This window comes from Pseudomonas sp. NFX1 (assembly GCF_051123555.1).
In the GTDB taxonomy this organism is placed as follows: Bacteria; Pseudomonadota; Gammaproteobacteria; order Pseudomonadales; family Pseudomonadaceae; genus Aquipseudomonas; species Aquipseudomonas capeferrum.
The window spans coordinates 2829432-2848773 of the sequence record NZ_CP169366.1 but is presented as its reverse complement, the minus strand read 5'-3'; the positions used below and the strand labels follow the sequence as shown (position 1 = coordinate 2848773).

At 61.7% G+C, this 19342-nt stretch carries 21 protein-coding genes; 9 read left to right on the top strand and 12 right to left on the bottom strand.

All coding sequences use genetic code 11. From position 1 onward, the window contains the following. Window positions 1-21: 21 nt before the first annotated feature. A complete protein-coding gene (locus tag DJ563_RS12835; RefSeq protein WP_434519636.1) occupies window positions 22-606 on the bottom strand; it encodes a PilZ domain-containing protein in 585 nt (194 codons plus the stop codon). Between the two features lie 93 nt (window positions 607-699). Here DJ563_RS12835 and DJ563_RS12830 point away from each other — a divergent pair, with 93 nt between their 5' ends. Genes DJ563_RS12830 through DJ563_RS12820 form a run of 3 tightly spaced genes read left to right on the top strand, consistent with a single transcriptional unit; the run spans window position 700 to window position 3939 of the window. Then, window positions 700-1950 (top strand): lipoprotein-releasing ABC transporter permease subunit, encoded by a 1251-nt coding sequence (locus DJ563_RS12830; RefSeq protein WP_033700392.1) that lies wholly within the window; start codon window positions 700-702, stop codon window positions 1948-1950. A gap of 7 nt (window positions 1951-1957) precedes the next feature. Further along, complete coding sequence (gene lolD, locus DJ563_RS12825) at window positions 1958-2641, top strand: lipoprotein-releasing ABC transporter ATP-binding protein LolD (RefSeq protein WP_177326495.1); 684 nt, start codon at window positions 1958-1960, stop codon at window positions 2639-2641. 56 nt (window positions 2642-2697) lie between these two features. Beyond that, window positions 2698-3939: a lipoprotein-releasing ABC transporter permease subunit gene (locus DJ563_RS12820; RefSeq protein ID WP_274098422.1), complete on the top strand. Its 1242-nt coding sequence runs from the start codon at window positions 2698-2700 to the stop codon at window positions 3937-3939. A gap of 37 nt (window positions 3940-3976) precedes the next feature. Here DJ563_RS12820 and DJ563_RS12815 read toward each other — a convergent pair whose 3' ends face one another. Together DJ563_RS12815 and cinR are read right to left on the bottom strand one after the other, a co-directional pair. Beyond that, window positions 3977-5326 carry a heavy metal sensor histidine kinase gene (locus tag DJ563_RS12815; RefSeq protein ID WP_434519635.1) on the bottom strand — a complete coding sequence of 450 codons (1350 nt, stop codon included), beginning with the start codon at window positions 5324-5326 and terminating at the stop codon, window positions 3977-3979. After that, entirely contained in the window at window positions 5326-6006 is a 681-nt protein-coding gene (gene cinR, locus DJ563_RS12810) for a two-component system response regulator CinR (protein ID WP_274098420.1), read from the bottom strand. Before cinR ends, DJ563_RS12815 begins: the two co-directional genes overlap by 1 nt. Window positions 6007-6190: 184 nt before the next feature. Here cinR and DJ563_RS12805 point away from each other — a divergent pair, with 184 nt between their 5' ends. Both DJ563_RS12805 and queF read left to right on the top strand, forming a co-directional pair. After that, window positions 6191-6694, top strand: coding sequence for a cupredoxin domain-containing protein (locus DJ563_RS12805; RefSeq protein WP_274098419.1), 504 nt, complete (start codon window positions 6191-6193; stop codon window positions 6692-6694). A 68-nt stretch (window positions 6695-6762) separates the two neighbouring features. Then, on the top strand, window positions 6763-7593 hold the full coding sequence (queF, locus tag DJ563_RS12800; protein ID WP_434519634.1) for an NADPH-dependent 7-cyano-7-deazaguanine reductase QueF: 831 nt from the start codon (window positions 6763-6765) through the stop codon (window positions 7591-7593). A 59-nt stretch (window positions 7594-7652) separates the two neighbouring features. Here the strand turns inward: queF and DJ563_RS12795 are convergent, their stop codons facing one another. Beyond that, on the bottom strand, window positions 7653-7916 hold the full coding sequence (locus DJ563_RS12795; protein ID WP_003248815.1) for a DUF4404 family protein: 264 nt from the start codon (window positions 7914-7916) through the stop codon (window positions 7653-7655). Window positions 7917-8038: 122 nt separating this feature from the next. Continuing rightward, window positions 8039-8602, bottom strand: a complete 564-nt coding sequence (locus DJ563_RS12790; RefSeq protein ID WP_274098417.1) for a phosphonoacetaldehyde phosphonohydrolase-related protein — start codon at window positions 8600-8602, stop codon at window positions 8039-8041. 191 nt (window positions 8603-8793) lie between these two features. Between DJ563_RS12790 and DJ563_RS12785 the strand changes: the two genes are divergently transcribed. Further along, complete coding sequence (locus DJ563_RS12785) at window positions 8794-9501, top strand: MlaA family lipoprotein (RefSeq protein WP_274098416.1); 708 nt, start codon at window positions 8794-8796, stop codon at window positions 9499-9501. A gap of 35 nt (window positions 9502-9536) precedes the next feature. Here the strand turns inward: DJ563_RS12785 and DJ563_RS12780 are convergent, their stop codons facing one another. Further along, entirely contained in the window at window positions 9537-9836 is a 300-nt protein-coding gene (locus DJ563_RS12780) for a PilZ domain-containing protein (protein ID WP_033700379.1), read from the bottom strand. Window positions 9837-10106: 270 nt separating this feature from the next. Between DJ563_RS12780 and rssB the strand changes: the two genes are divergently transcribed. Continuing rightward, window positions 10107-11291: a two-component system response regulator RssB gene (gene rssB / locus DJ563_RS12775; RefSeq protein ID WP_027596602.1), complete on the top strand. Its 1185-nt coding sequence runs from the start codon at window positions 10107-10109 to the stop codon at window positions 11289-11291. Then, a complete protein-coding gene (gene rssC, locus DJ563_RS12770) occupies window positions 11288-11770 on the top strand; it encodes an anti-sigma factor antagonist RssC (RefSeq protein WP_016500715.1) in 483 nt (160 codons plus the stop codon). The genes rssB and rssC overlap by 4 nt, the downstream gene beginning before the upstream one ends. Before the next feature lie 71 nt (window positions 11771-11841). On the opposite strand, the gene DJ563_RS12765 is transcribed toward rssC, so the two are convergent. From DJ563_RS12765 to dusA, 4 genes are all read right to left on the bottom strand, one after another. Then, a complete protein-coding gene (locus tag DJ563_RS12765) occupies window positions 11842-13707 on the bottom strand; it encodes an alkaline phosphatase D family protein (RefSeq protein ID WP_434519633.1) in 1866 nt (621 codons plus the stop codon). 189 nt (window positions 13708-13896) lie between these two features. Beyond that, window positions 13897-14823 (bottom strand): transaldolase, encoded by a 927-nt coding sequence (gene tal, locus DJ563_RS12760; RefSeq protein WP_274098414.1) that lies wholly within the window; start codon window positions 14821-14823, stop codon window positions 13897-13899. A gap of 176 nt (window positions 14824-14999) precedes the next feature. Continuing rightward, window positions 15000-15257, bottom strand: coding sequence for a hypothetical protein (locus DJ563_RS12755; RefSeq protein ID WP_434519632.1), 258 nt, complete (start codon window positions 15255-15257; stop codon window positions 15000-15002). After that, on the bottom strand, window positions 15254-16264 hold the full coding sequence (dusA, locus tag DJ563_RS12750) for a tRNA dihydrouridine(20/20a) synthase DusA (protein WP_434519631.1): 1011 nt from the start codon (window positions 16262-16264) through the stop codon (window positions 15254-15256). Before dusA ends, DJ563_RS12755 begins: the two co-directional genes overlap by 4 nt. A 95-nt stretch (window positions 16265-16359) precedes the next feature. Here dusA and DJ563_RS12745 point away from each other — a divergent pair, with 95 nt between their 5' ends. Then, window positions 16360-16560 (top strand): hypothetical protein, encoded by a 201-nt coding sequence (locus tag DJ563_RS12745; RefSeq protein ID WP_033700373.1) that lies wholly within the window; start codon window positions 16360-16362, stop codon window positions 16558-16560. Between the two features lie 79 nt (window positions 16561-16639). Here the strand turns inward: DJ563_RS12745 and DJ563_RS12740 are convergent, their stop codons facing one another. Together DJ563_RS12740 and DJ563_RS12735 are read right to left on the bottom strand one after the other, a co-directional pair. After that, entirely contained in the window at window positions 16640-18547 is a 1908-nt protein-coding gene (locus tag DJ563_RS12740) for an acyltransferase family protein (protein WP_434519630.1), read from the bottom strand. A gap of 161 nt (window positions 18548-18708) precedes the next feature. Further along, the gene (locus DJ563_RS12735; RefSeq protein WP_274099435.1) at window positions 18709-19146 is read right to left on the bottom strand and encodes an acetyltransferase; all 438 of its coding nucleotides are present in this window, start codon (window positions 19144-19146) and stop codon (window positions 18709-18711) included. Window positions 19147-19342 lie beyond the last annotated feature (196 nt).

Sequence of the window (19342 nt, the reverse complement as noted above, 5' to 3'; positions counted from 1 at the left end):
CTTCAATTCAAAGGGAAAGGCTCAGGAAGCAGGGTCGTTCTGTTCCAGCTGCTGGCGCCGTTGCTGTTGCTGGCGCTGCAGGATGTAACGGGCCAGCAGTTGGCGCTGGGCGTCGGTCATGTCGATGAATTCGGTGCCGACCTCGAAGCTGCCGTCCGGGCGCGGGTCGCAGTGGCTGACCTTGCCGCGCAGCAGCAGGCCGTGGGCGCGGGGCATCAGCACCATCCTCACCTTGACCCGGGTGCCAGGGGCGATGGGCTGGGCCTGGCTGGACTCGATGCCGCCTTCGGAGATGACCACTGCCTGCGGCTGGCCGATTTCGCCGATGAGGGTCTGCGCGACCACGGCGCTGAGCAGGTCGAGGCGTTTGCTCTGCGCCCGCAGAAACGCCGCAAGGGTGCGGTCCTTGTCACTCAACTGGCGCAGCAGGTGCTGGGCTTCGAAGTCGGACAGGTGCAGCTCGCTGAGCAGGTTGAACAGCGGTGAATCATCCTGCAACACTTCTGGCTCAAGGGCTTCGGCCGCACTCAAGGGGCTGATTTGAAGTGCGATCTGATCTTCGATGCGGTAGTATTCGCGGCGATCTTCTTCGTCTAATGTCGTCATGGCGAACCCATGGTAGCGGCGGTGGTCCGAGTGTAAAGCCGCCGTAAGCGCCTCGCCACAAGGACGTTCCCTTTCATCCGAACAAGCCCCGACATGTTCAGACCTCTTTTCGCATTTATCGGCACGCGTTATACCCGTGCCAAACGTCGCAATCACTTCGTCTCGTTCATTTCCCTGACCTCGATGATCGGCCTCGCCCTGGGCGTGGTGGTGATGATCGTGGTGCTCTCGGTCATGAACGGCTTCGACCACGAGATGCGTACCCGCGTGCTGGGCATGATTCCCCATGCCACGCTCGAGAGCGGCCAGCCGCTTGACGACTGGCCTGCGCTTGCCCAACAAGTAAAGCAGAATCCGCAGGTGGTGGCGGTTGCGCCCTTCACCCAGATGCAGGGCCTGCTGACCCACGACGGCAAGGTGCAGAAGGTGCTGCTCAATGGCATCGACCCGGCGCGCGAACGCGAGGTGTCGATCATCGACAACTTCGTCCAGCAAGGCCGTCTCGACCAGCTGGCGCCGGGCGAGTGGGGCATCATGATCGGCGACAAGGCTGCGGCCAAGCTGGGTGTCGCCATCGGTGACAAGCTGACCTTCGTCGCGCCCGAGGTCAGCGTGACCCCGGCCGGCATGTTCCCGCGCATGAAGCGCTTCACCGTGGTCGGTACCTTCCACGTGGGCGCCGGCGAGATCGACGGTTACCTGGGCCTGACCAACATCAACGACCTGTCCCGCCTGCACCGCTGGAAGCCGAACCAGGTGCAGGGCCTGCGCCTGAAGTTCGACGACCTGTTCCAGGCGCCGCGCGTGGCCTGGGACATCGCCCAACACCTGGGTGACCAGGAGTTCTACAGCCGGGACTGGACCCGCACCCATGGCAACCTGTACCAGGCGATCCGCATGGAGAAAGCCATGATCGGCCTGCTGTTGCTGCTGATCGTGGCGGTGGCGGCGTTCAACATTATTTCCACCCTGGTAATGGTGGTCAACGACAAGCGCGGCGACATCGCGATCTTGCGCACCCTTGGCGCCACACCTGGGCAGATCATGGCCATCTTCATGGTGCAGGGTACGGTGATCGGGGTGATCGGCACCTTGATCGGCGCCGTGGTCGGCATCCTGGCAGCGCTCAACGTGAGCGCGGCGATTGCCGGCATCGAGACGCTGATCGGGCACAAGTTCCTCAACGCCGACGTCTATTTCATCGATTACCTGCCGTCGCAGATCATGGCCAATGACGTGTACATGGTCTGCGCCGCGGCGCTGGTCCTGAGTTTCTTCGCCACCCTGTACCCGGCCTGGCGTGCGGCCCGCACCCAGCCTGCAGAGGCGCTACGTTATGAGTGAGTCGCGCATGAGTGATAAAGCCGTTCTGAGTTGCCGCAACCTGGGCAAGTCCTACGACGAAGGCCCAGAGTCGGTACAGGTGCTGTCGGGCCTGCAGCTGGAGCTGCACCCGGGTGAGCGCGTGGCCATCGTCGGCAGCTCTGGCTCTGGCAAGAGCACCTTGCTCAACCTGCTTGGCGGCCTCGACACGCCCACCCAGGGCAGCGTCTGGCTGGCGGGTGAGGAACTGTCGGCCCTGGGTGAGCGTGCGCGTGGCCTGTTGCGCAACCGGGCACTGGGTTTCGTTTATCAGTTCCACCACCTGCTGCCGGAATTCACCGCGCTGGAAAACGTCTGCATGCCGCTGCTGATCGGCCGCACGCCAATCCCGGAAGCCCGTGAGCGCGCCGAGGCGCTGCTCAAGCGGGTCGGCCTGAGCCACCGGCTCACGCACAAGCCGGCCGAGCTGTCTGGCGGCGAGCGCCAGCGTGTGGCGATCGCCCGTGCACTGGTCAACCGCCCGGGCCTGGTGATGCTCGACGAGCCTACCGGCAACCTCGACCACCACACCGCCCAGGGTATTCAGGAATTGATGCAAGAGCTGTCCAGCGCCTCGCGCACGGCGTTCCTGGTGGTAACCCACGACCTCAACCTAGCGCGCCAGATGGACCGCGTGCTGAAACTCGACGACGGTCACCTGGTGGCGATCTGAGCCGCCTGCACGGGGTGGCCTGAGCCGCCCCGCAACTCTTTCATTGGGTGTTTTACATGTTCAGACCCTTGCCCTTGTTCATTGGTGCTCGCTACACCCGTGCCAAGCGCCGCAACCATTTCATCTCGTTCATCTCGATGACTTCGATGATCGGCCTGTCCCTGGGCGTGCTGGCGATGATCGTGGTGCTGTCGGTAATGAACGGCTTCCAGCGTGAAATGAGCTCGCGCATCCTTGGCCTGGTGCCGCATGCCAGCATCCTGGGCGTGCAGCCGCTGGACGACTGGCGCACGGTCGCCGATGCCGCGCTGAAAGATCCGGCGGTGATGGCCGCCGCGCCGATCACCGAGATGGAAGGCATGCTCTCGTACAAGGGCGCGATGCAGCCGATCCAGGTCAGTGGCATCGACCCGGCAGAGGAAGGCAAGGTCTCCATTGTCGGCCAGCATATTGTCCAGGGCCGTTTGCAAGACCTGCAGCCGGGTGAGTTCGGCGTGGTGATCGGTGAGCTGAGTGCGCGCCGTTTCCGCCTGAACACCGGTGACAAGCTGACCCTGATCGTGCCGGAAATCAGCAAGGCACCGGGTGGCATCACCCCGCGCATGCAGCGCCTGACCGTGGTCGGTATCTTCAAGGTCGGCGCCGAGCTGGATGGTTCGCAAGCCTACATTCACGTCGCCGATGCGGGTGAAATGCAGCGCTGGGCACCGGGCCAGGTGCAGGGCGTGCGGCTGAAGCTGCATGACCTGTATGCGGCGCCCCAGGTGTCCAAGGCCATCGTCGCGGGCCTGGGTGATGCCTACCGCGCCGATGACTGGTCGCACACACAGGGCAGCCTGTTCAGCGCCATGAAGATGGAAAAAACCATGATCGGCCTGTTGCTGATGATGATCATCGCGGTCGCGGCATTCAACATCATTGCCACGCTGGTGATGGTGGTGAACGACAAGGGGCCGGATATCGCCATCCTGCGTACCTTGGGCGCCACGCCTGCGCAGATCATGGGCACGTTCATGGTGCAGGGTAGCTTGATCGGTGTGGTGGGGACGTTGATCGGGGGTGTGCTGGGGGTGATTGCCGCGTTCAATGTCAGCCAGATCGTGGGCTGGCTGGAGCGAGTCAGCGGCCAGCACATCTTCACTTCGGATGTGTACTTCATCAGCAGCCTGCCTTCGGAGCTGCAATGGGGGGATGTGGCGATGATCTGTGCGGCCGGGTTGGTGATGAGCTTTTTGGCGACTATTTACCCGGCTTATCGGGCATCGCAGGTGCAGCCGGCGATTGGCTTGGCGGTTTGAGGGCGTTTGAGCGTTTGGGGGCGCATTGCGCCCTCGGTCACCGACCTTCAGGCAGCTCGATCACAAAGCGCGTCCAGCCGTTTTCACTCGTCGCAGAAATGCTGCCGCCATGCGCTTGCACGATCGAGCGGGTAATCGCCAACCCTAATCCTGCATGCTCGCTACTGCCTTCCCGTCGCGCCGGGTCCACCCGGTAGAACCGATCGAACAAGCGTGGCAATGCAGCCGGTTCGATCGCAGCCCCGGTATTGGCCACGCATATCCGTGACCCCGGCCCCAATGTCACCTGTACCTGCCCACCCGGCGGGGTAAAGCGCAAGGCGTTGTCGAGCAGGTTGGACAGTGCCCGGCGCAGCATGTTGCGGTCCCCCTGCAGCAGCAATTGGCCTTCGCGCAACAGCCTTACATCAGAGTCTTCGGCCAGCGGGGCATAGAACTCCAGCAACGCATCCACATCCTCGTGCAAGGCCAGGGCAGCCTGCCCGGGCACCAGCAGGCCGTGGTCGGCTTTGGCCAGGTACAGCATGTCGTTGATCATCTGTGCCATCCATTGCAGTTCCTCCAGGTTGCCATGCAGCGCCTCGCGGTACTCTTCGAGGCTGCGCGGACGGGTGAGGGTGACCTGGGTGTGGGTCAGCAGGTTGGACAGCGGCGTGCGCAGTTCGTGGGCGATATCGGCCGAGAACGCCGACAGGCGCTGGAAGGCATCGTCCAGGCGTTGCAGCATGGCATTCACGGTGGTGGCCAGTTCGGCCAGTTCTTCCGGCATCTGCGCCACCGGCAAGCGGGTGGTCAACGAGCGTGCCGATACGCTGGCGGCGACCTGGCCCATCTGCCGCAGGGGCCGCAGCCCGCGGCGTACGGCCCAGGCACCGAGCAGCGCCGTAGCCAGGGCCGAGAGGCCGACGGTCAGCCAGATCAAGCGTTGCATGCCCTGCAGAAAATGTTGATGGTGGGTGATGTCGAGGTACAGCGTCAGCTGCGCGGATTGCGGGTCGGCCGGCTTCAGGGGCATGGCCAGGCTGCGGTAGTCGGTGCCGTCCGTGTGCAAGGTCGCAAGCCCCGACGGCGGCGTGCTGTCGGGCAGCTGCGTGCGGCTGTCGAACCACGGTGCGCCGTCTTTACCGCTGATGCGCAGGGCCAGGTCAGCCTGGTGGCTGAGCTCATCGCGCAGGGCAGGGAGCCGGGCCTCAAGCTCGGCGGGTGTGGCGACACCGGCGAGTTGCGTGCGAAACAGCGACAGGCGTGATTCGAGCAGTTGTTGGTCCAGCTCGATGAAGTGCTGTTCGCTGGCACGGTTGAACAGAATGCCGGCACCCAGCGAAACAGCAGCCGTACAGGCCGCGAACAGCAGCGCCAGTCGGCTGCCGAGTGAAAGCCTGCGCATCAATCCTGACGTTCCTCCAGTACATAACCCATGCCGCGCACCGTGTGGATCAGCTTGTTGGCGTGCGGGTCGTCGATCTTCAGGCGCAGGCGGCGAATCGCCACTTCGATGACATTGGTGTCGCTGTCGAAATTCATGTCCCAGACTTGCGAGGCAATCAGTGACTTGGGCAACACCTCGCCTTGGCGCCGCAGCAGCAGTTCGAGCAGGGCGAACTCTTTGGCGGTGAGGTCGATGCGCTGGCCGGCACGCTCGGCACGGCGGCGGATCAGGTCCAGGCGCAGGTCGGCCAGGCTCAAGGTGGTGTCCAGGCTCGGGCTGGCGCCGCGGCGCAGCAGGCTGCGTACCCGCGCCAGCAGCTCAGAGAAGGCGAACGGCTTGACCAGGTAATCATCCGCGCCCAGCTCCAGGCCGTGCACGCGGTCCTCGACGGCATCGCGGGCGGTGAGGAACAGCACGGGTGTGTCCAGGCCGGCCTGGCGCACCGCTTGCAGAATCTGCCAGCCGTCGCGGCCAGGCAGCATGACATCGAGGATCAACAAGTCGTGATCGCCGCTTAGCGCCAGGTGCTGGCCGGTTTCGCCATCGGCCGCCAGTTCGGTGGCAAAGCCTGCTTCGCTAAGGCCTTGGCTGAGGTACTGGCCGGTGCGGGCCTGGTCTTCGACGATCAACAGTTTCATGCGGTGTCCACACTATCGGGAGGCAGCCCTGTGCGGGCGGTGTGATGACTGAAATGATACGTGACTATATCAAGGGTCGCCCAAGCGCCGCCCAAGCTGACAAAGTTGTAATCTTCCTGTCAGGTAGTTGCCAGCCGGCCTTTTCTAAAGTGGCCTTATCCCCGCTGTAAGCTTTGGAGTCATCATGAAACACCTGTTCATCGCCGCCGCCTTTGCCCTGGTAAGCCTGCCCGCCCTTGCAGACGGTGGCAAAAGCTTCGCCTTCGGCGAGCCGGCCCCGGCGGCCAAGGCTACCCGCACAGTCGAGGTCGTGCTCAAGGACATCGCGTTCGAGCCCAAGAGCCTGCACGCCAAAGCTGGCGAAACCGTGCGCTTTGTCTTGATCAACGAAGGCAAGTTGCCCCACGAGTTCAACCTGGGCGACAAGGCCATGCACGTCGAACACCAGAAGCAGATGATCGCCATGCAGGGCAAGCTGTTTACCGCAGGCATGCACCACGAGGGCATGGACCACGGCCAGATGGGCCACGCAGACCATGGCCATGACGCGGGCAACACCGTGCTGGTGCAACCGGGCCAGCGTGCCGAGCTGACCTGGACCTTCCGCCAGTCGGCGCCCATCGAGTTCGCCTGCAACGTGCCGGGGCACTACCAGGCCGGCATGGTCGGGCCGCTGACCATCGAGTGACTTGCCCTGCAAGGCGGGCGGTAAAAACGGTAGACTAGGAAGTATTTCGAACCTTCAGGTCAGTTTCCATGCATCCCGCCGCCGAACACTCCCCGCTGGGCAAGTCCAGCGAATACATCGCTACCTACTCCCCTGAGCTGCTGTTCCCGATCCCGCGTACTGCCAAGTGGGCCGAGCTGGGCGTCACTGCCCAGACCCTGCCATGGCAGGGCGTGGACTACTGGAACTGCTTCGAGTTGTCGTGGCTGTTGCCGTCGGGCAAGCCGGTGGTAGCGATCGGTGAGTTCGCCATCCCTGCCGACTCGCCGAACATCATCGAGTCCAAGTCGTTCAAGTTGTACCTGAACTCGCTGAACCAGACGGTGTTCGCCGCGATTGGCGAGCTGCAGGCTTGCCTGGAGAAGGACTTGTCGGCAGCCGCTGGCAAGCCGGTCAGCGTCAAGGTTCGCACCTTGGCTGAAGTCGAGGCCCAGGGAGTAGTGGCGTTGCCGGGGCAGTGCATCGATGCGCTGGATGTGGCCATCAGCAACTATGAACAGCCGCAACCGGAGCTGCTGCGCTGCAACCCGGAGCGTGTGGTGGAAGAGACTGTGCACAGTCATTTGCTCAAATCCAACTGCCCGGTCACCGGTCAGCCGGACTGGGGCAGCGTCGTGGTCGAGTACAAGGGCAGGGCGCTGGACCATGCCAGCCTGCTGACTTACCTGATCAGCTTCCGTCAGCATGCCGACTTCCACGAACAGTGCGTCGAGCGGATCTACCTGGACTTGAAGAACCTGCTGCAGCCCGAGCATTTGACGGTGTATGCGCGGTATGTGCGACGAGGGGGGCTGGATATCAACCCGTATCGCAGCATGGGGGCGATCAGCCCTGCGAACCTGCGGTTGGTTCGCCAGTAAGGCAGGTAAAAGGCCCCTGTGGGCGCGGATGAGCCCGCTCCCACAGGGGCCTTGCTGAATCAGATCCCCATGCTGTGCAGCGAGTTGGCAATGCTGCGCAGGGTAGCGGTCAAGTCGGGGTGATCAGCCTCGAAGCGTTCAATCGCCAGGTTCACGCCATCCACCAGGTTGTTGTCCGGCGTGGCTTCTTCAAGCTTCAGTTGCGCTTCTATCTGTCTGGCTTCCTCATGCAGGGCGGCCAGCTCTTCTTCCGAAAGCGGTACGTTCCGGTCCAGTTGCTCGCGCAAGCTGTTCAGACGCTCTTGCAATTCGCGGGCAGGCATTGGCTTTTCTCCATCAATGGCTTGGCAAGGCATGGACCTCAGCGAAGCGGCAAAGGTTCTGGCCTGCTTTCAATGTAATCCACTCGCAGCCGCTTTGCATGATCCGCATCAAAGGTGCTGTATCAGGGTTTTTCACCCTTGCGGCGCCGCTGGGCAATGTCCTGCAGGCAGGTGTCCAATGCTTCGAGGTGATCGATCACCGAATGCACGCCCAGGCTGAACAGTTCGAGGGTGGCCTTGCCGCGGGCCAGGTCCCGCTCCTGTTGGCTCATGGCTTGCCAATGGCGGGAACTGAGGTCGCAATAAGGGCTGCAGGCGGCCAGGCCCACGGTCCACAACCCGGCGTTCAGGCCCGATTGCAACAGCGCCGGTTCGCCACTGACCAGTACGCAGCCATCCAGGTGCGCGCTGTCCAGCGCCATCAGTGCCTGCCAGCAGGCGTTCGGTGCCGGCCAGCGCACACCGTTAACCGAATGCCCCGGCAACCAGTCGGGCAGCACGTTGGCCAGGCGTTTGCCTTGCGTGGCACTCAGGTCGTCCAGCCAGATGCAGGGCACCTGGCGCTGGCGCAGGCTGGCCAGTGTTGCCAGGGCGCCGGGCGCGGGCAGCGGGTTGCCGTTCGCCCCCTGGACCAGGCAGCCACGCAGGCCGAACAGCACAGCAGTGAAGGCGGATGCATCGTGCATGGCAACTTCCCTGAAATAGTCCGCAGGCTATGCCGCCATTGTTACCGGGCGATGACGGTGCAACATACGTTCACAAAATCTTTAGGAAAAATGTGTAATGCTGGTGATCAGCCCGCAAGCCCTTATACTTGCGCCTTACCAGCAGCGCGCCAGGTGCGGCTGCGGCCAAGAAATTCGATGGAGAGACATCTATGCGTAGGATCGGTGCCGGTGTGATCGAGCGAGTCACCCAGGCCTGTGTCTGCGCCAGCTTGCTGCTGGCGCCCGTGGCGGCTACCCAGGCGGCCACCGAGGAGGACCCGTGGGAGGCGGTCAACCGACCGATCTTCAGGTTCAACGATACCGTCGACACCTATGCCCTCAAGCCATTGGCCAAGGGCTACGAGGCGGTGACGCCGCAATTTCTTGAAGACGGCATCCACAATGTCTTCCGCAACCTGGGCGACGTGACCAACCTGGTCAACAACGTGCTGCAGCTCAAGCCGCATGCGGCAGGGGTGGACACCGCACGCTTGATCGTCAACACCACGTTCGGCATCGGTGGCTTCTTCGACGTCGGCACCAAGATGGGCCTGCAGCGTAGCGACGAGGACTTTGGCCAGACCCTGGGTTACTGGGGTGTGGGCAGCGGCCCCTACGTGGTCATCCCGTTGCTGGGCCCAAGCACCGTGCGTGATGGCCTGGCCAAGTACCCCGACAGCTACACCAAGCCCTACCGCTATATCGACCATGTGCCGACGCGCAACTCGATCTTTGCACTGGACGTGATCGATACCCGCGCCAGCCTGCTGTCGGCGGAAAAATTGATTCAGGGCGACAAGTACATCTTCATTCGCAACGCCTACCTGCAGAACCGCGAGTTCAAGGTCAAGGACGGCGAAGTCGAAGACGACTTCTGATTCTTGAGCAAGGGGGCTGCCCTGCAGCCCCCGCGTCAATGCATGGCCAGGATGCGCAGGCCGAACTTCTGCTGCCCATCGGGCTGATCGGCAATCCACACCACCTCGGTGCTGGCGTGCAAGCCCTTGAGCGCCGGGTGATCGGAATCGATCCGCACCTCAAGCGTATCCCCCACCTGAAAGCGCTGCGGCGCCTGCACCTGCATGCCCCCGCTGGACAGGTCCAGGCACACCGCCGCAATCACCTGGCCTTCGTGCAGCAGGCTCACCTCGGTATCGATGCGCATGCGGATGAAATCGCGTTTTTCGCTGTGGTTGGAGGGCGTCTGAGGCATGCTGCATCCTTCCCTTTGGGTTGCACGGGTCGGCTTTCTTATAACTCCCGGTGATTTGGCCTGTAAAGAGCAGCGAGGTCGAACCTCGTACGCTTGAAACGCCTGGCGGATGGGAGTACCGTCTGCGCCTTACAGGGTAGTGCTGATAGTTGCCGGGCGGGTCTTCTTGTCCTACAACTCAAGTAGAGTGTTACCACAGAGTATTCCCGTAGCCGGCCGTCAGCTTTGCCGACACCGCTGCACCAACCCAAATCGGCGCCGTTCGCCCACATGCAGAAAACCAGTGCAACGCTGTTGATCATCGATGACGACGACGTGGTCCGTGCGAGCCTCGCCGCCTATCTTGAAGACAGTGGTTTCAGCGTCCTCCAGGCCGGTAATGGCCAGCAGGGGCTTCAGGTCTTCGAAGAACACCAGCCCGACCTCGTGATCTGCGATCTGCGCATGCCGCAGATGGGCGGGCTCGAACTGATCCGCCAGATCAGCGAGCGAGCGCCGCAATTGCCGGTGATCGTGGTGTCCGGTGCCGGTGTCATGAGCGATGCGGTCGAGGCCTTGCGCCTGGGCGCTGCCGACTACCTGATCAAGCCGCTGGAAGACCTTGCCGTGCTCGAGCATTCGGTGCGCCGGGCGCTCGACCGTTCGCGCCTGGTGCTGGAAAACCAGCGCTACCGCGACAAGCTCGAAGCGGCCAACCGTGAGCTCGAAGCCAGCCTGCACCTGCTGCAGGAGGACCAGACCGCCGGTCGGCAGGTGCAGATGAACATGCTGCCGGAAAGCCCCTGGGTAGCCGGCGAGTTCGCGTTCGAGCACCAGATCATCCCGTCGCTGTACCTGTCGGGTGACTTCGCCGACTACTTCCGTGTGGATGACCGCCGCATCGCCTTCTACCTCGCCGATGTCTCCGGGCATGGCGCGTCGTCGGCCTTCGTCACGGTGCTGCTCAAGTTCATGACCACGCGCCTGTTGTTCGAATTCAAGCGCGGCAGCAAGATGCGCGAGTTCAAGCCTTCGCAAGTGCTCAGCCACATCAACCGCGGGCTGATCAACTGCAAGCTGGGCAAGCATGTGACCATGGTCGGCGGTGTCATCGACGAAGACACCGGCCTGTTGACCTATGCCGTGGGCGGCCACTTGCCGCTGCCGGTGCTGTACACCCCGGGCAATACCCGCTACCTGGAAGGCCGCGGCCTGCCGGTGGGGTTGTTCGACGAGGCCAGTTACCAGGACCTGGTGGTGGAGCTGCCGCCTGTGTTCAGCCTCAGCTTGATGTCCGATGGCATTCTGGACCTTTTGCCGGGTGACACGCTCAAAGATAAAGAAGCCGCCTTGCCAGAAATCGTCAAGGCAGCGGGTGGCAGCCTGGATGGGCTGCGCCAACGATTTGGATTGGCTACGCTTGGGGAGATGCCGGATGATATCGCCCTATTGGTGTTGAGCAGGAACCTTCAATGAGTACCGGTAGAATTCAGTTCGCCGAGCAAAGCGGTACCTTTGTACTGAAATTCGTCGGTGAAGTGCGCCTGACCTTGTGTTCGGCGCTGGATGCGACGATCGAAAAGATCTTCACTGCGCTGAATTTCTCGGCCATCGTCATCGACTTGACTGAAACCGAGAGCATCGACAGCACCACTTTAGGCTTGCTGGCCAAGTTGTCGATCCTGTCGCGCCAGAAGGTTGGGCTGCTGCCGACCGTGGTCACCACCAACCCGGATATTTCCCGGTTGCTGCAGTCGATGGGCTTCGATCAGGTGTTCAACATCGTCGATCGTCCGATACCGTGCCCGGAGTGCCTGACCGACCTGCCGTCGCAGGACCAGAACGAAGAGGTGGTGCGGTCCAAGGTGCTGGAGGCGCACAAGATTCTCATGGGGCTCAATGACTCCAACCGCGAAGCCTTCCATGACCTGGTAAATGCGCTAGAGCGTACCTGATTCATTGCCTTTACCGGCCCATGGCAGCGGGCTTGCCTCGTGAAGTGGCCGGTAAAGGTTAAAACCATCGCTCATTCCGGCACGACGAACTCTGTCACTTCCCGCCCACCGGCATCCAGCTGAAACACCCGCGCCGGGCGCCCTTGCTCATCAAAGAACACCTGCCCCAACCCCGCACCATTCCACAGCCGTTCCCCCGCCTTGCTATGGCTGGGCGTACGCGGCACCACCTCCATCTCCCGCCGCTTGGTAAACCAGTTGAGCGGCGAGCGTGGTGAATACAGCCAACGGTTCAGCCGGTCGAGCACATCGAGCAGGCGCCTGGGGAACTCGTTCTTGATGCCGCTGCTGGTGATCTGCCACAAGTGCGGGCTGCGCTGGCGATGGCGAATCAGTACTTCATACACGAACGAATAGTGCACATCACCGGAGAGCACCACGTAATGCCCCGGCGTGCGCGAATGGCGGAAGATATTCAGAATTACCTGCGCGGCGCCGCGGTGGGCCATCCAGTTCTCGGCATCCACCAGCAACGGGTAGCCCAGCCAGCTAAACACCTTCTGCACGGTTTCGATCAGTTTTACCCCGAAGATCGGCGCGGGTGACACGATAATCGCCGACGGATGATCGAGCAGCGCCTGCTGCAGCTCGCTCAGCGCTTCCCAGTCGAGTAGGCCGGATGGCTTGGCCAGGCTGCTTTCGCTGCGCCAGCGGCGGGTGCGGGTGTCGAGCACCAGCAACGGCGGGTTGCTGGGCAAGCTGTACTGCCAACCCTGGAACTGCAACGCTTCGCCGATCAGTTCGTCCTGTGCCTGGCTGTCCAGCGTTGTACCTGTCAGCACCTGGCAGCGCTCGACCAGCCCCGCGCAGCCATCCGGGTCGTTGCCCCAGGCCTGGCACAGCAAGTAGCCAAGCAACGCGTTGCCGATGATGCGCCGCGAGAAGGGGTGGCCATAGGCGGTTTCTTCCCACTGTGCCGAGAGGTTCCAGTCGTCGGTGATGTCGTGGTCATCGAAGATCATCAGGCACGGCAGGTGGGCCATTACCCGTGCTACCTGGCCCAGGTTGCTGGCGAAGGCCTCGATCAGTGGCAGCTCTTGCCGATACCGCGCCTGGCGCTCCTCAGTGAGCCCAGGGGGCATGTCCAGGTTCACCAGGCGCCAAGGCTCGGGTGACCACACCAGCAGGTACATGGCCATGACTTCAGCGAAGGTGACCAGGTGGTTGTCGGCGTTGCTGGACGAGAAGATCGGCTTGCGTTTGCCGCCGAAAAAGCGCTCACGCAAGCTTTCGTTCTGTTCTTGGGCCGGCAGCAGGTCCGCACGGTGGTAATAGCTTGCCGGATGCTGGTACAGCGCTGTGCTGTCGGCCACCACCGCGCCATCGAGCTGTTCGTCGAACAGCCTCAGGCGCTCGATCAGGCTATGGATGGCCCGCAGCATGGGGCCGGCAACATCGTCGGCATACACCTGGTCACCGCTCATCAGTAGCACGGCAGGGCGCTGTTCGGGCTGTTCGCACTGTGCCAGCAAACGGTCGGCGCAGAGCAGGCCATCCGCGGCAGGGTGGTGCGGCTTGCGACAAGAACCATGCAATAAATGGTCGAGGCGGTCCCGCAGCACAAAGCTTGGGCGCTGGCAGCCTGGGTAGAGCAGGTGGGGTGCCCACTCGGCGATGCCCTGGCCATCGATGCGCAGGTCGTAGCCCAGCGCCTGGTTGCAAGGGAGGGGCTGGGCGAAGTGGATATCCAGCAAGTGGATAAACGCGTGCTGGCCTATCGGGATAACTTGGCAAGTGGCGTTGGCTGTACACGCTGCGCCGTCCAGGGTGAATTCGGGTTGCAAGGGTTGCGTGGCGACCAGCCAGATGGCCAGACGCTGGGGCTCTAGCCGGCGCAGTACCGGGCCGGCAAGAACGAGGGGTAGGGATGAGGTCATCAACAGCTCTGTTGGCTAGACAGCCCATCCACGCGTGCAGCGACAGCACTGCACCGGTGGCAGCGGGCTTGCCCGCGAATAGGCCATCGAATTCAAAATACCTCTGAAGCCTGGCGCTGTTCAGCGCCAAACCAAAAACGGGCGGAAAATGCTGAACATTTCCCGCCCGTCAGGCAAACCTAATATGTATCAGGCTTTTTCAGCCATAAGTTTCTCCAGCTTCTCCTGATCGCGGGCGAACTGGCGAATACCCTCGGCCAGCTTCTCGGTGCCCATGGCATCTTCGTTCATCGCCCAGCGGAACTGGCTTTCGCTCAATACCTGCTTGGCCTCGCCAGCGTTGCCCGGTTTGAGCACGCGCGGCAGCTCGCCCTGATCTTCGCTCAGTTGCTGCAGCAGCTCGGGGCTGATGGTCAGGCGATCACAGCCTGCCAGCTGCTCGATCTGGCCGATGTTGCGGAAGCTGGCGCCCATGACCACGGTGTCGTAGCCATTGGTCTTGTAGTAGTCGTAGATGCGCGTGACCGATTGCACGCCCGGGTCCTCGGCGCCCACGTACTCCTTGCCGGTGCTTTTCTTGTACCAGTCGTAGATACGGCCCACGAACGGCGAAATCAGGAACACCCCGGCATCGGCGCAGGCCTGAGCCTGGGCGAAGGAGAACAGCAGGGTGAGGTTGGTCTGGATGCCTTCCTTCTCCAGCTTCTCGGCGGCGCGGATGCCTTCCCACGTGGAGGCCAGCTTGATCAGCACGCGGTCTTTGCCGACCCCAGCTTTGTCGTACAGCGCGATCAACTGGCGGGCCTTGGCCAGCAGGGCCGGTTCATCGAACGACAGGCGGGCATCCACTTCGGTGGAGATTCGCCCAGGGATGGCCTTCAGTATGCCCGAACCCACCGCCACCGCGAACTTGTCGCAGGCCAGGTCCACATCGCCATTGGCATCGCCCTTCACCTGCTTGAGCAGTTCGGTATAGCCGGGCATGGCAGCCGCCTTGAGCAGCAGCGACGGGTTGGTGGTGGCATCGACCGGTTTCAGGCGGGTGATGGCGTCCAGGTCCCCGGTGTCGGCGACCACGGTGGTGAACTGTTTGAGTTGTTCCAGCTTGGAGGTCATGGGCGTGCTCTGTCCTGTGCAATGACTCGACATTACCCGAGCCCCGGCGGCCGCTCAAGGCCCGTCGAAGCCGGGCGTGCAAAGCGCCCTTGCCGGGGCATCGGGCCGGTCGGAAAGGGCTGCGAAAGGTGATGATTCGAGTCCCCTCCCGCCGCGAGGTTCCCAAGTCTGCTGGACTATCTGCTTTTCAGCGCTTCGCCCAAGGTGCCGGATTCCCCTTCCTGGAGCCGTTTGCCGTCTGGCATGATGATTTCCAGCGTGGTCCCCGCAGGGCGCGGTGCTGGCTGTGCCGCCCGCGCCTGCGCCTTCCTCGCTTCAACCCTGCGCTCGATCATGGTCGGGTACTGCGAGGCCACCAACAGGATGATGGCGACCGGAACAAAAATCGCCAGTGCCACGCCCCAGGTGCTCTGTGAGCGAGTGCGCCTTTTCAACGCCCCTCCATCAGTTCCGCCGCTTGATCAAACACCGCCAACGGCTCCGCCGCCTTGTGAATATCCGCCGACAGCAACTGCCGGAACCGCCGCGCGCCCTTGAACCCCTGGGCCAGCCCCAGAATATGCCGGGTGATGTGATGCATTGCCCCACCACTTTCCATATGCGCCACGATATAAGGCCGCAGCAGTGCCAACGCCTCGCTGCGGCTGACCACCGGCGCCTCGCTGCCAAACAATTGCTGGTCCACGTCGGCCAGCAGGTAAGGGTTGTGGTACGCCTCACGCCCCAGCATCACCCCATCGAACGTCTCAAGGTGCGCCTGGCATTGCGCCAAGGTCTTGATTCCCCCGTTGAGCACAAATTCCAGGTCCGGGAAGTCCGCCTTCAACTGCGCCGCCACGTCATAGCGCAACGGCGGCACCTCACGGTTCTCCTTGGGCGACAGCCCCTCAAGAATCGCAATTCGCGCATGCACGGTAAAACTCCGGCACCCGGCCTCACGCACCTGGCCGACGAAGTCGCACAGCTCGGCATAGCTGTCACGGCCATTGATGCCGATGCGGTGCTTCACCGTCACCGGCGTCGAAACCGCATCCCGCATGGCCTTCACGCAATCGGCCACCAGCGCCGGGTGGGCCATCAGGCAGGCGCCGATCATGTTGTTCTGCACTCGGTCGCTCGGGCAGCCGACGTTGAGGTTGACCTCGTCGTAGCCGGCCTCTTCGGCCAGGCGCGCGCAGGCCGCCAGGTCAGCCGGCACGCTGCCACCCAGTTGCAGGGCCAGCGGGTGCTCGGACACGTCGTGACGCAGGAAACGGTGGGCGTCGTTGTGCAGCAGGGCGCCGGTGGTGACCATTTCGGTGTAGAGCAAGGTGTGCTTGGAGAGCAGGCGCAGGAAGAAGCGGCAGTGGCGGTCTGTCCAATCCATCATCGGTGCGACAGAAAACCTCCTAACTACCGTATCGCCTGGGTTTGCTGGGGTTTCTGCTTGTTTCTGGAGCATTTGGGGGTCTCTGTTTGTTGCCGCTTTTTTCCGGCCCTTGCTGGTTTTGCTACAGCCGTTGCTACTATTTAGCAAATCAGCCATGGCGCAAATCCATGGGAACCATCACGCAGCGCAGGCGCAAGGACGGGGCATCTGGCTTCACAGCCCAGATCCGAATCATGAAGAAAGTGGAGGCAGTTTATCAGGAAAGCCAGACCTTCGATCGCAAGAGCCCGGCCCAGGCCGGGAAGCGGACGCGAGAGGCCAAGCTGTACGAACCTGGTGCGATAGCGAAGTCGAAACTAAGGCGATGATCGAGCGGGCGAGCTGAAATCAATGCGGCGCCCGTCGATCAGGCCAGGCGCCGCATGCAATCTAACCTACCTCCTGCCGTTAGCTATTGCTGTTGATGCCGGCAAGGATGTTAGGCATTTTCTGGTACAGCTTCACAGAACCGGTATTGCTCAGGTGGCCTGGATCTCGGTAGATCGGCACGCCATCGATGATGGTTTTGCACGACTTGGCATCGCAGAGTGCGTCGGACAGGTAGATCACCTTGGCACCGAGGCTAGTCTCGGCGTACTTCATCAGGTTGAGCACATTCTTGTGGGAGCGCTCGAACAGCTTCCTGTCGAGCAGGCATTTGCTGGATTGATTGGTGAGCGATGGACTGGCCATTTCGGCCTGAATGCAGCTCACGATGGTGGTGTTGATGGGGGGCGGCGGAGAAATGATGACTACCTGTTTACCCAGTGCCTTCAGCTTCTCGACGACCACCTGCATATCCTTCATGGCGCGCTCTGGGGTCGACTTTTCAATCTGCATTACCCCGCTGGTGTCGAAGGAAATCGACTCGAAGGTGTCTTGCATGTATTGGCCATAGGAGCCGGCCAGGATAACGGTCTTGATCGACGGGGTGTCGCTGATGAACTTGAAGGTACTGTCGTTGAAGCCAACGCACTGACGTGCTTGCGCTTCGAAGTCGCTGCGCTTGGTATTCGGCGCTGTGTTCAGGAAGGGCGCACAGGCACTGCGGGTGGCTTGGCGGATATCGATCTTCTGCGCTTGCGACAGTCCAGGGATGTTGTGCATTGCATAGGAATCGCCCCACACGATGATCTTCGGATCTTGCGAGGTCCGGCACTTCTCGGTGTCTTTGTAGATGTTGGTGCCGCAGGACCGGTCAAGGCCGTAGTTCGGTGCGAACAGCTTCTCGATCTTCTCCGCCGACTGGACCTTGAGGAATGAATGCGAAAGGCCGAACAGTGCCAGGGTAAGGGCAGGGAAGACGACCAGCGATGGCTTGAAGCCGTACTGCATAACCCGGAAAGGCTTTTCCACCAGGTTGTACAGTGCGATGGCCGTGACCAACGAAGCGGCTAGCAGAGTCGCTTTCACCGTCATGCTCTCGGTGCCGATCGAGGCGTTCGCGATCGCGATGATTGGCCAGTGAACCAGGTACAGGGAGTAGGAGATGTCGCCCGCTTTCTCGATGGGTGACCAAACCTTGCTATTGATCAGTCGGTGATTCGCCAGAAGAACGATGGCAGTAGCGAAGCAAACCACCACTGCGTCAAGGCCAGGGTGCGACAGGCCAGAGTTGAAGAAGGGCGATGCCAGCAGTACGGCGAATGCCGGAATTGCCAGCTTCGACGTGACGTTCTTGACAGCGGCGCTGTGCACGAGCATGGACGCGATGCTGCCGATCAGCAGTTCCCAGGCCCGGGTCGGGAGCAGATAGAACGCTGCCGACTGGTTGCTCAAGGACAGGTACAGGCAGCCCACGAAGCTGGCGATGGCGAGCACCACCAGGATCTTGCGCCAATGCCTGGCCGGGGTGAAGGCCAGCAGCGCTGGGACAAAGAAGTAGAACTGTTCTTCAACCGCGAGCGACCACATGTGCAGCAGGGGCTTGGTCGCAGACTCGAGGTCGAAGTAACCCGCCTGGCTCAGCAATACAAAGTTTGTGGAGAAGGTCAGCGCACCGATGATCTGTTGCTTCAGCGATTCAATCTGCATGGGTGGCAGGAAGAGTTTCGCAGCAATGATAGTTGCAAGGATCGTTACGAACGAAGCAGGCAGCAGGCGTTTGGCGCGGCGAAGATAGAATTCTTTGAAGGAGAACTTATCGCGCGCTAGTCCTCTTGAAACAATTGAGGTAATCAAGAAGCCAGAGATGACAAAGAATATGTCTACGCCCAGATATCCATAGTGGAATCCCGGGATAGCCAAGTGTTCTAGAACGACGAATAAGACGGCAAGCCCGCGTAAGACTTGTATATCAACCCTGATAGTAGACATCGAGATCCCGGTTTGTTTTTCTGCGACAGCCGGAAATTGTATCCACAAATCCCCCCGGAACCAATGACTATCGGAGTTGTCAGGGCTGCCTTTTGGTGGCTCGGACCGCGATGCCGGAAATCGTCCCTGCGTCCTGGCGCAGGAACGATTTTGCCAGGTGCCTAGCCAGGCAAGCTCATATGCAACAACGGAAACGGCCGCCCCTCGCCATCCAGCGCAGACCGACCGGTTTGCACAAAGCCGTAATGCAGATAAAACCCCACGGCCTCAGGGTTCTGCTCGTTCACATCAACGCTCAATGCGCTGCGCGAACCGCGGGCGTAATCCAGGAGCGCGCGGCCAATGCCTTGCCCACGCAAATCGGGATCGATAAAGAGCATTTCCACATGGTGCTGATTCAGCCCGATAAAACCGAGCGGGCAGTCTTCAGCATCGACTGCGACCCACAGCTCGACCGCGGGTAGGTAAACGTCGCGCAGCTGAGGTAGCAGCGCGTCTATGTCGGATGCCTGCAAAAAATGGTGAGTGGCGCGAACGGCGCGCAGCCAGATGTCGAGCAGCAGCGAGTGGTCGGCGGCGTTGGCCTGACGAATGATCATGGAAGCAACCTTTTGCACTTGATGACGGATAGCGGCACGCCATTGAGTGGCGACCGTATAAGTGTCGGCATCATGAATGCCCGCTTCGCGATTTAACGCCTGGGCGGTGCACAGCAGAGGTAGCCGAAAAGGAAGGGGCTGAAAAAATACTGGGCGCCGCAGGGGGCGTCAAGGGTAGAGCCCCGCAAACACCACG